This is a genomic window from Myxococcus sp. AB056 (genome assembly GCF_006547365.1).
Lineage (GTDB): Bacteria > Myxococcota > Myxococcia > Myxococcales > Myxococcaceae > Myxococcus > Myxococcus virescens.
Window position 1 is genome coordinate 49,255 of sequence record NZ_VHLB01000013.1, and the last position, 13,062, is coordinate 62,316.

8 protein-coding genes are annotated in these 13,062 nt (G+C 71.1%); 1 reads left to right on the forward strand and 7 read right to left on the reverse strand.

Annotated elements, in window-relative coordinates:
- Positions 1-38: 38 nt before the first annotated feature.
- The 7 genes from uvrA to opgC all read right to left on the reverse strand — a co-directional run bounded on the left by uvrA (position 39) and on the right by opgC (position 11,348).
- Complete coding sequence (gene uvrA / locus FMP39_RS08595) at positions 39-2,591, reverse strand: excinuclease ABC subunit UvrA (protein WP_141589475.1); 2,553 nt, start codon at positions 2,589-2,591, stop codon at positions 39-41.
- Between the two features lie 117 nt (positions 2,592-2,708).
- Complete coding sequence (locus tag FMP39_RS08600) at positions 2,709-4,067, reverse strand: sensor histidine kinase KdpD (RefSeq protein WP_141589476.1); 1,359 nt, start codon at positions 4,065-4,067, stop codon at positions 2,709-2,711.
- The gene (locus FMP39_RS08605; RefSeq protein ID WP_171445134.1) at positions 4,064-4,744 is read right to left on the reverse strand and encodes a response regulator transcription factor; all 681 of its coding nucleotides are present in this window, start codon (positions 4,742-4,744) and stop codon (positions 4,064-4,066) included. The genes FMP39_RS08600 and FMP39_RS08605 overlap by 4 nt, the downstream gene beginning before the upstream one ends.
- Before the next feature lie 22 nt (positions 4,745-4,766).
- Positions 4,767-7,856, reverse strand: a complete 3,090-nt coding sequence (locus FMP39_RS08610) for an efflux RND transporter permease subunit (RefSeq protein ID WP_141589478.1) — start codon at positions 7,854-7,856, stop codon at positions 4,767-4,769.
- Entirely contained in the window at positions 7,853-8,962 is a 1,110-nt protein-coding gene (locus FMP39_RS08615; protein ID WP_141589479.1) for an efflux RND transporter periplasmic adaptor subunit, read from the reverse strand. Before FMP39_RS08615 ends, FMP39_RS08610 begins: the two co-directional genes overlap by 4 nt.
- A complete protein-coding gene (locus FMP39_RS08620; RefSeq protein WP_228557806.1) occupies positions 8,959-10,167 on the reverse strand; it encodes a TolC family protein in 1,209 nt (402 codons plus the stop codon). Before FMP39_RS08620 ends, FMP39_RS08615 begins: the two co-directional genes overlap by 4 nt.
- Before the next feature lie 68 nt (positions 10,168-10,235).
- On the reverse strand, positions 10,236-11,348 hold the full coding sequence (gene opgC, locus FMP39_RS08625) for an OpgC domain-containing protein (RefSeq protein ID WP_228557807.1): 1,113 nt from the start codon (positions 11,346-11,348) through the stop codon (positions 10,236-10,238).
- Positions 11,349-11,702: 354 nt separating this feature from the next.
- Between opgC and FMP39_RS08630 the strand changes: the two genes are divergently transcribed.
- On the forward strand, positions 11,703-13,061 hold the full coding sequence (locus tag FMP39_RS08630; protein WP_228557808.1) for a hypothetical protein: 1,359 nt from the start codon (positions 11,703-11,705) through the stop codon (positions 13,059-13,061).
- Position 13,062 lies beyond the last annotated feature (1 nt).

Below are 13,062 nucleotides of genomic sequence, written 5' to 3' on the forward strand. Positions count from 1 at the left end.
ACGGCCACGGCTCGGAGGCTCCAGCGGGCGCTGGAAGCTCAGCCCAGCGCCTCCTCCAGGAAGGGCGCGGTCTGGCTGAGGGGCAGGCCCACCACCTCCTCCGGTGGGCCCGCCACCACCACCCGCCCGCCCTTGTCCCCAGCGCCCGGGCCCATGTCGATGACCCAGTCGCTCGCGGCCACCACGCGCATGTCGTGCTCGACCAGGATGACGGTGTTGCCGGAGGCCACCAGCCCCTCCAGTTGCGTCATCAGCTTGTCCACGTCGGAGGGGTGCAGGCCCGTGGTGGGTTCGTCCAGCACGTACAGCGAGCTGCCGCGCTGGGCCCGCTGAAGCTCCGTGGCCAGCTTGATGCGTTGGGCCTCGCCGCCGGACAACTCCGTCGCGGGCTGCCCCAGCCGCAGGTATCCCAACCCCACCTCCCGAAGGACGGCAAGCGGCCGCTGCACCAGCGGGTCCTCGCTGAAGAAGTCGTGGGCCGCGTCCACCGTCATGCCCAGCACCTCGGCGATGTTCTTGCCCCGGTACTGAATCTCCAGCGTCTTGGCGTTGTAGCGGGCCCCCTGACACGTGGGGCACGGCGCGTACACGCTGGGCAGGAAGAGCAGCTCCACGCTGACGAAGCCCTCGCCTTCGCACGTCTCGCAGCGGCCCTTGGCCACGTTGAAGGAGAAGCGTCCCACGTCGTAACGCCGGGAGCGTGCGGCGGGCGTCGCGGCGAAGAGCTTGCGGACGTTGTCGAACAGCCCCGTGTACGTCGCCAGGTTGGAGCGCGGCGTGCGTCCAATGGGCTTCTGGTCCACCTGCACCAGGCGCTTGATGCCCTCCATGCCGGAGGCAATCCTGCCGCCGGTGGTGTGGATGCCCGTGCGCTCCAGCGCCTCTCCCTCGTCCTCGTTCTCCGGCACCGCGAGGCCCAGGTGTCCGGCCACCAGCTCCACCAGGACCTGACTTACGAGGCTCGACTTCCCGGAGCCGGAGACGCCCGTCACCGTGGTGAGGACGCCCAGCGGGAAGTCGACGTCCAGGCCCTTCAGGTTGTTGCGCGACACGCCCTGCAGGCGCAGCCAGCCCTTGGGCGAACGCCGCGTGCCGCGGTGCTTCTCCGCGTCGCCAAAGAGATAGCGCCGCGTCCGGGACGCCTTCACCGCCTGCAGGCCCTCGAGCGGACCGCTGTAGAGAATCTGCCCGCCCTGCTCACCCGCGTCGGGCCCGACATCGACAATCCAGTCCGCGTGACGGATGACATCCACCTCGTGCTCCACCACGAACAGCGAGTTGCCTGAGCCCTTGAGCTGGTCCAGCGCCTTCAGCAGCGCTGCGGTGTCCGCGGGGTGCAGCCCAGCGGACGGCTCATCGAGCACGTACACCACGCCGAACAGGTTGGAGCGCACCTGCGTGGCCAGTCGCAAGCGCTGGAGCTCGCCAGGAGACAGCGTCGGCGTGCCGCGCTCGAGCGACAAGTAGCCCAGGCCCAGCTCCGTCAGGACGTTGACGCGCGCCAACACGTCGTGGGCGATTCGCTGGGCCACCAGCGCCTTCTCCGGATGGGCACGAGCAAGCGCCGCCACGTCCTTGGCCGTCCCATCCGCCACGGGCGCGAGCAGGGCCGTGAGCTCACTGAGCGGCAGACGCGACAGCTCGCCGATGTCGAGCCCCGCGAAGGTGACGGACAGGGACTCGCGGCGCAGGCGCTTGCCGTGGCATTCGGGGCAGTCGCCGCTCACCATGTACTGCGAGACGCGCCGCTTCATCAGCGCGCTCTGCGTGGTGGCGAAGGTCTGGAGCACGTAGCGCCGGGCGCCCGTGAAGGTGCCCATGTAGCTGGGCGGCTCCTTGCGCTTGAGGGCCCGCTGCGTCTCGGCCGGAGTGAAGCCCGCGTAGACAGGCACCGTGGGCTGCTCCTCCGTGAAGAGAATCCAGTCCCGGTCCTTCTTCGGCAGCTCGCGCCACGGCCGGTCGACGTCGTAGCCGAGCGTCACCAGGATGTCGCGCAGGTTCTGACCGTGCCACGCGGGCGGCCAGGCGGCAATCGCCCGCTCCCGGATGGTGAGCGAGTCATCCGGCACCATCGACTTCTCGGTGGCGTCGTAGATGCGTCCCAACCCGTGGCACTTGGGGCACGCGCCCGCGGGCGTGTTGGGGGAAAAGGCGTCCGAATCCAGGTGCGGCTGGCCGCGTGGATACGTGCCCGCGCGCGAGTACAGCAGCCGCAACGAGTTCGCCAACGTCGTCACGCTCCCCACGGAAGAACGCGTGGTGGGCGCGCCCCGGTGCTGCTGGAGCGCCACGGCAGGGGGCAGCCCGTCGATGGCGTCGACCTCCGGCACACCCGCCTGGTCGATGAGACGGCGCGCATAGGGGGCCACGGATTCGAAGTACCGCCGCTGCGCTTCCGCGTAGAGCGTGCCGAAGGCCAGCGACGACTTGCCCGAGCCCGACACGCCGGTGAACACGACGAACGCGTCGCGGGGAATTCGGACGTCGACGTTCTTCAGGTTGTGCTGGCGGGCGCCGCGCACCTCCACGAAGCCCTGCTCGGCGGAACCTGATGCATCTGGGTGCTGCTTCGAACGACGAGCCCTGGCCATAGGCCCCACGCTGAGTTGTCGGAAGGGATGAAATCCGGCGGCGTTGTACCCGAGGCGCATGTGGGAGACACGCGCGAACACGGGCCACGGACCCGGGCTCGACGAACGCTCCCCGACTCACCGGCCAGGCAGTGTCAGCAGCACCCGCGCGCCCGGGCCCGGACTCTCCACCACGCGCGCGTCGCCACCATGCCCCCGCGCCACCTCGCGCACGAGGCTGAGTCCCAACCCCACGCCCCCCGCGTCCCGCTCCAGGCGGTGGAAAGGCGTGAAGACGTCCTCACGGTGCGTCTCCGGGATGCCGCGCCCCTCGTCCTGGACAGCGACTTCCCACTGCGCGTCCCGGTGCGCCAGCTCCAGCCGCACCTCGGACCCCCGAGGCGCGTAGCGGAGGGCGTTGGCCAGCAGGTTGTCCACCGCTCGACGAACGGCCATCGCATCCATCCGGCAGTCGGCCTCGTCGGGGCCCACCACGCGCAGCGACACACCGCGACGGTCCGCCTCCGCCCATGCCCCCGCGGCGGCTTCGTCCAGCAGCCCGCGCAAATCCCCCTGCTGCAAATCGAGGGCGCCGCCCGCCGCCGACAGCTCCAGCAGCGCACCGGCGACGCTGGCCAGCCGGTCCACCTCGCGCCGGTTCTCCTCCAGCACGGTGCGCAACTCCTCCGCGCCACGCTCGCGCCGCAGCGCCAGGTCCAAGCCGGTGCGCATGAGGGCCAGCGGCGTGCGCAGCTCGTGCGCGGCGCGCGCGATGAGGCGTTCTTGCGCTTCACGCGCCGCGCGCACGCGCACCGCGGCCTCGGTCAGCGCCAGGCGCACCTCCATGATTTCGTCCCGGGGCTCATCCACGGGCACGGGGGCCACCATGCCTCCGTCGCGCGAGCGAGCCACCTGGTCCGCGATGCCGTGAAGCCGTCGCGCGAGCCCCCTCGCCTGCCAGCCCTGGATGCCAATCAGCACCCCGCCCAAGAGCAGCGCCAGCACGGTGGCGACGGAGGTGAAGGTGCCCACCGCCTGGTCCACCGTCCCCAGGGACGCCACCAACTGCAGGACGTGGGGCACGCCCTTCGGCGAGCGCACCTGCACCGTCAGCACGCGAAGCCGCATTCCCGTGCCCAGGCGCTGCGTCTCCAGCCGCGACGTGGGCCCGTCCTCGGGCAGCACCCGTTCGTAGACGGTGGGTGACTCGGGCGGGAAGACGGAGAGCAGCGTCCCATCCGGTCCGTAGAGCCGGGTCGCGGGGACGAAGGTACGCACCTCTCCCGCCAACGGGGAGGGCTCCACGTGCAGATGCGGGCGCCCATCCGGAGCGTCGAAGAGGCTCACGCTCTCCGCCGCGGCTTGAGACAGCAAGGCTTCGTCCAGGGTCCGCTCAAGCACCACGCGGAACACCTGGACGGCCACGCCCAGCGCGGCGACCACCGCCACCACGGGCACCACCGCGCCCCACAGCCACATCCGCCGGACCAACCTCACCGAGCGCCCTCAATCACCAACCGGAAACCCACCCCACGCACCGCCTGGATGGTCACCCCTTCCGCGCCCACCTCGGTCAGCTTCGCGCGCACGTAGCCCACGTAGACGTCCACGATGTTGGGGGGCCCATCGAAGCTGGGGCCCCACACCTTCGCCAGCAGGCTGGAGCGGGTGTGGACCTCGCCCGCGCGCGAAGCCAGCTCCCCCAGCAGGGCGAACTCGCGGCCCGTCAAGGCCACCTCACGGTCGCCACACGTCAACATCCGCCGCCGGGCATCGATGTGAATGGCCCCTCCGCCCCAGGACTGCGTCTGGCCCTCGGAGCGGCGGTGCAGCGCCTCCAGGCGCGCGAGCAGTTCCTCGAAGGCAAAGGGCTTCACCAGGTAGTCATCCGCGCCAGCGCGCAGGCCCGTCACCCGCTCCCCCACCGTGCCGCGGGCGGTGAGCATCAGCACCGGCGTCATCAAGCCGCGTTCGCGCCAGCGCCGCAGCAGCGCCACGCCATCCATGCCGGGCAGGGCCCAGTCGAGGATGATGGCGTCGTAGGCCACCTCGCCTGCCTGGTCGAGCGCGTCCTCCGCCGTGCGGCAGGTGTCCACGAGGTGGCCCTCTTCCCCGAGCCCCCGCCGGAGCAGGTTCGCCATCCGCTCCTCGTCTTCCACCAGCAGCAGCCTCACGGCACCGGCCTCCTTCACCCCATCATGCACGCGCCTGCGTGCGCGTCCTACCTGCGAACCATGGGTAGAGCGTGGGAAGGATGACCAGGGTCAGCAGCGTGGAGGTGACGAGCCCACCGACCACCACCGTGGCCAGGGGCCGCTGCACCTCGGCGCCTACCCCTCGAGCGAGCATCATCGGGATGAAGCCCAGCGCCGCCACCAGCGCCGTCATCAGCACGGGCCGGGCCCGCTCGCGGGCCGCCATCACCACCGCCTCACCGGGAGCATGGCCGTCCGCTTCGAGCCGCTGTTCGCGCGACATCAGCACGACGCCGTTGAGCACCGCGATGCCGGACAGCGCGATGAAACCCACTGCCGCGGAGATGGACACGGGCAGGTCCCGGGCCGCCAGCGCCATCATCCCGCCCACGCACGCGAAGGGGACGTTGGCGAAGATGGCCAAAGCGGGACGCATGCGGCGGAAGGCGAACAGCAGCACGGCGAAGATGAGGAGGGCCACGGCGGGAAGCACCAGCGAAAGCCTTTGCCGTGCCTCCGTCAAGGTCTCGTACTGACCGCCCCACTCGAGCCGGTAGCCATCAGGCGGAGCGAGCGACTGCTCCACGCGGCTCCGTGCCCGCTCCACCACCGTCCCCAGGTCCGCGCCTCGCACGTTGAAGCCCACCACCAGCCGGCGCTGGCCCCCTTCCCGGCTCACCAGCCCGGGCGAGGAGGTCAACCGCACGTCCGCCACGCGGGAGAGCGGCACCAGGCCCCCCGTCTCCGTGGGGAGGGGCAGCTCGGCCAGGGAGAAGGCATCGGACGCGCCCGTCAACCGCAGGACGATGGGCACGCGCGCCGCCCCATCCCAGGTGGCGCCCACCTCCACGCCACTGCGCACCGCGCTCACCGCCTCCAGCACATCGACCGCGCCCAGGCCCGCGCGGGCCGAATCGAGCGGGCGAGGCGTCACCTCGAGGAGCGGCACCTCCGGCGGAGCGAGCACACGCACGTCCACCGCGCCTGGTTCCTGGCTCAACAGCGCCGCGGCCCGGCGAGCCAGGAGCCCGAGTTCGGTCAGGTCCTCGCCGTAGATGCTGAGCGCCACGTCCGTCACCGCGCCCCCGAGCAGCTCGTTGAAGCGCATCTGGATGGGCTGCGTGAAGGCCGGGTCTCCACCTGGGACACGGGCCTCCAGCACCTGCCCCATCTCCTCGATGAGCGACTCACGGGTGAGCCCGGGCCGCCACGCGTCCCTCGGCGCCAACGACACGAAGACGTCCGCCATCTCCAAGCCCATGATGTCCGTGGCCACCGCGGGGCTGCCCACGCGGGAGACGACCTGGCGGACCTCCGGAATCGCTTCGAGCAGGACTCGCTCCATCCGGCCCGCTTCTCTCACCGCCGCGTCCAGGCTGATGTCGGGGACACGCGTGGTTTGAATCACCATGTCGCCTTCGTCCAACTGCGGCGTGAACTCCGTGCCCGCGCGAGCGAAGATCCACCCACCCACGGCCAACAGGAACACGGCCACGGCGGCCACGGGCACGCGCCGGCGCACGCTCTGACGCAACGCCGGAGCGTAGAGACGCTCGAACCAGCGGACCAGCAGTGGCTCACGCGCGGGGACGTGCTCGGGGCGGATGAGCCAACTCGCGGCGGCGGGGATGAAGGTCAGCGACAGCAGCAGCGCGGTGGCCAGCGCGAAGACGACGGTCATCGCCATGGGCCGGAACATCTTCCCGTCCACGCCTCGCAGGGACAGGATGGGCAGGTACACGAGCAGGATGATGAGCACGGAGAAGAAGACGGGGCGGGCCAGGGACACGGCCGTCTCCTCGACGTGCTCACGGGGCGGTCGTTTTTTCTCCTCCGGCGACAGATGCGCCAGCCGGTGGAACAGGCCCTCCACCATCACCACCGCGCCATCCACCAGCAGGCCGAAGTCGATGGCTCCCAGGCTCATCAGGTTGCCGGGGATGTCCAGCGCCACCATGGCGGTGGTCGCGCCCAGCATGGACAACGGAATGGCCGAAGCGACCAGCAGGCCCGCGCGCACGCTGCCGAGCAACAGGAAGAGGACGCCCACGACGAGCAGCCCTCCTTCCAGCAGGTTCTTGCCCACGGTGCGCACCGTGCCGCGCACCAACGTGGCGCGGTCATAGACGACGTCCAACCGCACGTCCTCGGGCAGCAGCGCCCGCACATCGGGGAGCGCGTCGGAGATGGCGCCCGTCACGGCGAGCGCATTGGCATCCCGGAGCATCTGCACCATGACGTAGACCGTCTCGCCGCGCCCATTGGCGGTGGCGCTGCCAATGCGAGGCAGCGCGCCTTCGGTGACCTCGGCCACATCGCCCAGGCGCACGGCCATGGCCCCAGGCCGGGGAATCAACGCCTCTGCCAGGTCGGCCGGCGCCCGAGGCCGCGCCACGGCGCGAATCAGGACGTGGCGCTCTCCCACCGGAAGGCTCGCGCCCGGAGCGCTGCCGGTGGCTCGCTCCAGCGCGTCACGCAACTGCGCGAGCGTCACGCCCCGCTGGGCCAGCCGCACCGCGTCCGCGCGCACCTCCAGCGTGCGCTGGTGGCCTCCCCAACTGTTGACCTCCACCACGCCCGGCACCGTACGCAGGCGGGGCGCCACGCGAAACTGCGTCAGCTCGAGCAACTGCGCGCCCGTGCGCTCCGGCGAGGACAGCGTGAAGTGGAAGACTTCGCCCAACCCACCGGTGAGCGGCCCCAGCTCCGGTGGGTCCACGCCCGGGGGCAGCGTGGAGCCGAGCACGTTGAGGCGCTCCTGCACCTGCTGCCGGGCCCGGTACGGGTCCACGCCGTCCTCGAACACGGCGGTGACGGAGGAAAGGCCATAGCGGGACAGGCTGCGCTGCTCCTCGAGTCCGGGCATGCCGCCCAGGGCCACCTCCACCGGCCGCGTCACCAGCCGCTCCACCTCCTCGGGCGTCAGGCCGGGCGCACGCGTGAGAACGAGCACCTGGTTGGTGGTGATGTCCGGCATCGCGTCCAGCTCCAGGCGGAGCGACACCGCGACGCCCGCCAGCGCGAGCACGCCCGTGAGGACCAGGACCCAGACCCGGTGACGCACCGACCAGCGCACGAGGGCTTCAATCACGGCGCCACCTCATCGCCGTCACCGGCCTGAGACTCCAACAGCAGCGCCGCGCCGTCAGCGGCGACCGCGTCCCGGGCAGACAGCGGCCCTTTCACCAAGGCCTCCGCGCCGGAGGTGGCCAGCACCTCCACTTCCCGGCGCACGGGCTGCCCCTCGCCGCCGCGCGTGAAGACGACCGTGCGCGCACTGTCGAAGGCCAGGGCGCGCGCGGGGACCAGCACCGTGTCCTCGCCCGCCGCGGCCTGGATGCGCAACCGGCCCCCCTGCCCCGCGCGCAGCACGGCGGCGGTGTCCTCCGGCTCGAACCACGCGCGCCACGTTCCATCCGCGGCGTCCACGACCGGGGACTGGCCCACCCACCGCACCGGAACAGCGATGCCCTGGGACGACACGAAGGCGAAGCTGGCGTCCTCGGGAGGACGCATGGACAGCCGGGCCTCCAGGCGCGCGGGACCGTCGGCGGCCACCCGCACCAAGGCGGCACTGGCCTCGGGCTGCATCTCCCCCAGCACCGCGCGCACCTCGGTGACGATTCCTCCAATGGGGCTCTTGAGCCAGACGGTGCCGCGCTCCGCCACGCCCCGGGCTTCCCCGGGAGCGATGCCCGCCACGCGCAACACCGCGTGCGCCGCGACCAGGGCGGCGCGGGCCTCGGCCTGTTGCGTCTGGGCGTCGGCCAGGTCGGGCAACTTCGCCAGCCCCTGGGCATGAAGCGCCTCCAGGCGCTCCACCTGCCGCGAATAGGCCTCCAGCCGCAGCGAGGCGGCGCTGGCGGCCCCTGCCGCCTCCACCACCTCCGGCATCAGCACCTCCACCAGCGGGTCTCCCACCTTGACCTGCTGACCCGGCCGCGCGCGCACCTGCTGCACTCGGGCGCGGAACGGCGCGGAGAGCGCGGCGACGGCGTCCGGGCTGGACAGCACCAGCGCGGGGGCCTCCGCCAGGGCCACGCGAGACGCCGCGCGCACGGGCACCCACGCCGAAGCCGCGGAGGCGCGCGCGGGGGGCGGCGCGGGAGGAACCTCCGCGGTGGAGGAACCGGACGTGCACGCCCCGGACAGGACGAGCATCGGCACAGCGACGAAACGACGGACGAAGGGCGTCATGGCAGAGCGGAGAGCAGGAGGTGGAGCCGCGCGGCGGCGAGCGAGGCTTCGCCACGGGCGAGCGCGAGCCGGATGTTGGCGGCGGCCCGGGCGCGGCGGGCGCGAAGGACGTCAGGCAGCGTGCTCTGGCCCGCGCGCAGCAACACGTCGGCCAGCCGCGCGGCCTCTTCGGCCTTGGGCGCCAGGGACTTCTCGACGACGGAAAGCTGCGCCGCGGTCTGCTCGCGCTCACGGAACGCCAGGGCCAGCTCCGCGGCGGCGCGCAGCGCGGCTTCCTGGGCCTCGCCCTCCAGACGTTCAGCGGCGGCGAGGAGCGCGCCACGCTCGCGCTGACCCGTGTCGAACATCGGCGGCGTCACGCCCACCATCAGCAGGCCACTGAGCCCGCCGTAGTACTCACGCACGCCCTGCGCGCCCACCGTCACCTGCCAGCCCCGCGCGGCCCGGACCTCCGCCGCGCGGGCCCGCTCCGCCACACCCAGCAGGCGCCGGGCCTCCGCCTCTGGAAGCTCGGAGGCGCGCGCCAGCCACCGCGCTTCTTCGGAAGGCGGCGGCAATGCCACTTCCGGCAGTGCCTCCGCGACCACCAGGTGCGCATCGGGCTGACGGCCCACCAGTGCCGCCAACGACAGCCGCGCGTGGGTCACCTCCGCCTCGCGCGCCAGGAGCGCCAACTGGGCCTCGGCCTCGAACCCTTCCGCTTCGGCCAGCTCCAACCGGGTGGCGCCGCCCAGCGCCAGCGCGTCCGCGACGGAGGTGCGCAGCGCACCCGCCAACGTCGCTTCCTGCTCGGCCGACGCAGCGGCCTGCTGGGCCGACCAGAGCGTCAGCCAGGCCCGCGCCACCTCCAGCCGGCGGTTCAGCAGCGCGGCCACGGCCTCCCGCTCCAGCGCCCGGGTCTCCGCGCTCGCCGCGTCGCGCTGAGCCCCCGCCAGATTCGACAGGAAGAGCGGTTGCTCCACCGACACCGTCAGCTCGAAGCCTGGACCCTCGGGCTGGGCGCGCCGCCCCGGCACCACGCTGAGCGTGGGGTTGGCGGCGAGCCACGGCAGCCGCGCGTCCCACACACGCCGCGTTTCCACGGCGCGCGCCAGGCTCGCGGGCAGCGCGGCTTTCGCGGCCAGCGACTGGGACTCGGCGAAGGTGAGTGGAGGGGACTCTCGCGCCGGAGCCGCGGCGAGGAGTGTGACGAGAAGGACCCACATGCCGCGCACCCTAGGGAGGGCGCGCTCATGCCGTTTGAGGGCATCCTGAGAGAATTCTCAGAGAAGCCCTATGGGGTCCGACTGCTGCGCAGCGCGGCCGCCTGTCTGCACGCCACCAGCAGCATCACGGTGAACGTGGCCACCAGCACGACGACCTCTTCCCAGTCGGCCAGCGGGTCCTCGTTCTCATTGAGCAGCGCCAGGCTGAGCAGGCACAGCACCAGGTGCACGGAGAACACGGGCAGGGACGCACGGCCCAGCGCCTCCAGCACGCGGGGGCGCAGCCAGCGGAACACCTTGGGACTCAGCCAGCTCGCCAGCAGCGCCACGGCCAGGAAGTTCACCAGCCGCACGGGCGCCAGGGTCCACTTGTCGATGAGGGCGCCATACAGGTCCAGGTCGATGCTGAAGATGCCCACCTGGTAGCGCATCAGCAGCAACGCCACGCTCACCACCAGCGCCCCGCTGAGCAGCACGGGCGAAACGACCTCGCGCTTCTCCGGCGCCGTGGCACGGCCCACACCCAGCCACACGCCCAGCACCCACAGGAACTGCCAGGCGAATACGTCGAAGGCCCCCGACAGCTCGATGCGCAGCGGTGGCCACGGCAGCACCGGGATGAACACCAGCACATCGTAAAGGGCGCGCTTCAAGCCCAACTGCGCCGACAACCACACCAACCCGCTCAGACACAGGATGCGCGTCCACCCCCCCTTGCGCGCACCCAGCAGGATGAAGGGCGTCAGCAACAGCAGCACGACGTAGAGCGGGAGGATGTCGAGCAGCGGTGGACAGTAGAGCAGGAACAAGCTGCTCCACAGCGCGGTGATGGGGTCCTCGTGGAAGAAGCCCAGCAGGTTGTGGATGGCGGGACGGTGCGTCGCCATGCCCAACGTCCCGATGACCGCGAACGCGAAGGCCAGCAACGCCACGTGGTAGCCGTAGACCTTGAGCGCCCGCTGCCAGAGGCTGCGCCACAGCACGTTCGGATCCGCCGCTTCAATCTTGTTGGCGTACACCACGCCCACGAGAAACGCGGACAGGAAGACGAAGCCCTCGGCCGCGGAGACGAATCCGAATGGCTGGTTGCTGATCGTGTTCAGGCGCGTCGGCAGGTGCGTCAGCGTCATCAACACGAGCAGGATTCCGCGCAGGCTGTCGAGCTCGGGTCTGCGATTCATGTGGACGAAGGTCGGCTTGAAGGGTTCTCGGGTCAGGTGGGCCGTTGAGGATGCCCTCAATGGAGGATTCCACACTGTCCATAACCCATTCCGACAGATCGGTCCCATCGCCCACACGTAGGGTTCCACCCTCCCAGGAATCTCCACGGCCCCATCGACGTCACCACACACCCAGTCTGTGTCACAGCGAGCACAGCGCACACACACGCTCCGTAACTGACTAGGCTGCGAGCGCCTCGGGCCCACCTGGATGCGCCGCCAGTGGCAGCGCATCCAGATCAGGCCCCGCGGCTGCACTGCGGGCCGGTCATGGCCCTCTCACTGCCCGGTCTCGCCGGGTACAGGAGAACCTGGATGCTCACATCGAAGAATCCCCAGCGCTTTCTGCACGCGGCACTCCTCTGCGCCCTGTCCTGGAGCGGCCAGGCGATGGCCTCCGGCGCGGAGGAGCGTGCCCCCACCGACGCGAAGGCGCGGATCCATCCCCAGAACGCGAAGGCCCTGTTGCGCGCGGAGCGCCTCCTCGCGTCCGAGCCCCACTTCCTCCCTCCGCCCCTGCCTGACTGTCCCGGGATGATCGACCACGGCGTCGTCCGGCTCGGTGTCGCGCCCGCGGGGCACCTGAACCTCCCCTGCCCCACCAACACGGTCTCCAGCGGCACCTTCGGCACCCGCACGATTGGCTTGCGCTACCTGCCCACCAACGGCGAGGCCGCCGCGCCCGGGAGCGCGTGTGAGGGCTGGGGCGTCGCGAGCGCCGACCTGGGCATCTCCGGCTACAGCTCCGCGGACTGCGGCGCGTCCTCCAACCTCACGGTGGAGATCAACGCGCCATCGCCCATCTCCACCATGTCGGTGGTGCGCGTGGGGAACACGTTCCGGGTGACGCACATCTACACGCCGTCGCCGGTGACGAACCATCTGTACCAGGTGGATGTCCTCATCGAGAACATCGGCACGGCCTTCATCTCCGACCTGCGCTACACGCGCGGCATCGACTACGACATCCTGCCCAACACCTTCTCCGAATACGTCACCGTCGCGGGCACCGCGGGCAACCCCTGGGTGGTGAGCGCGGTTGACAACAACTTCGTGTCACTGGACCCGCTGGCCATCAACTACTCGCTCATGGGCGGCACGGGTGACTTCACCAACGTGGGCCCTGGTGACCTGGGCGCGCAGCTCGACTTCCGGCTGGGCTCGCTCGCCGTCGGACAGGTCCGCTCCTTCCGGACGTTCTACGGCGCCGCGGGCAACCAGGCTGACGCGCTCAATGCCCTGTCGGCCGTGGGCGCGAGCACGTACTCGCTGGCCAAGGGAAACTGGAACGGCACCGGAGATCCGCTGAGCCCCACCGGCGCACCTGCGGGGACGTTCGGCGCGACCACCGGCCAGCCGAACACCTTCATGTATGGCTTCCGCCCGCCGGAGTCGCCGACGAGCTGCACGGTGGAGTGCCCCGGCTTCCTGTCCCACGGCGTCTACACCGTGGACCACTCGGGCGACCTGGACCGCTGCGTCGTCAACGGCCAATACGCGAACAACACCGTGGCCGTCACCTACCTGTTCGGCGAACGCGTCGAGTTCACCTGCAGCGACTACGGCAGCCCGCACGGCAATCCGTGCAACGTCGGTCCCGGCGCCGACACCTGCAACCTGGCGGCCTTCCAGAGCCTGTGCAGCAGCCCGACGTTCGCGCAGTACTGCCTGTAAG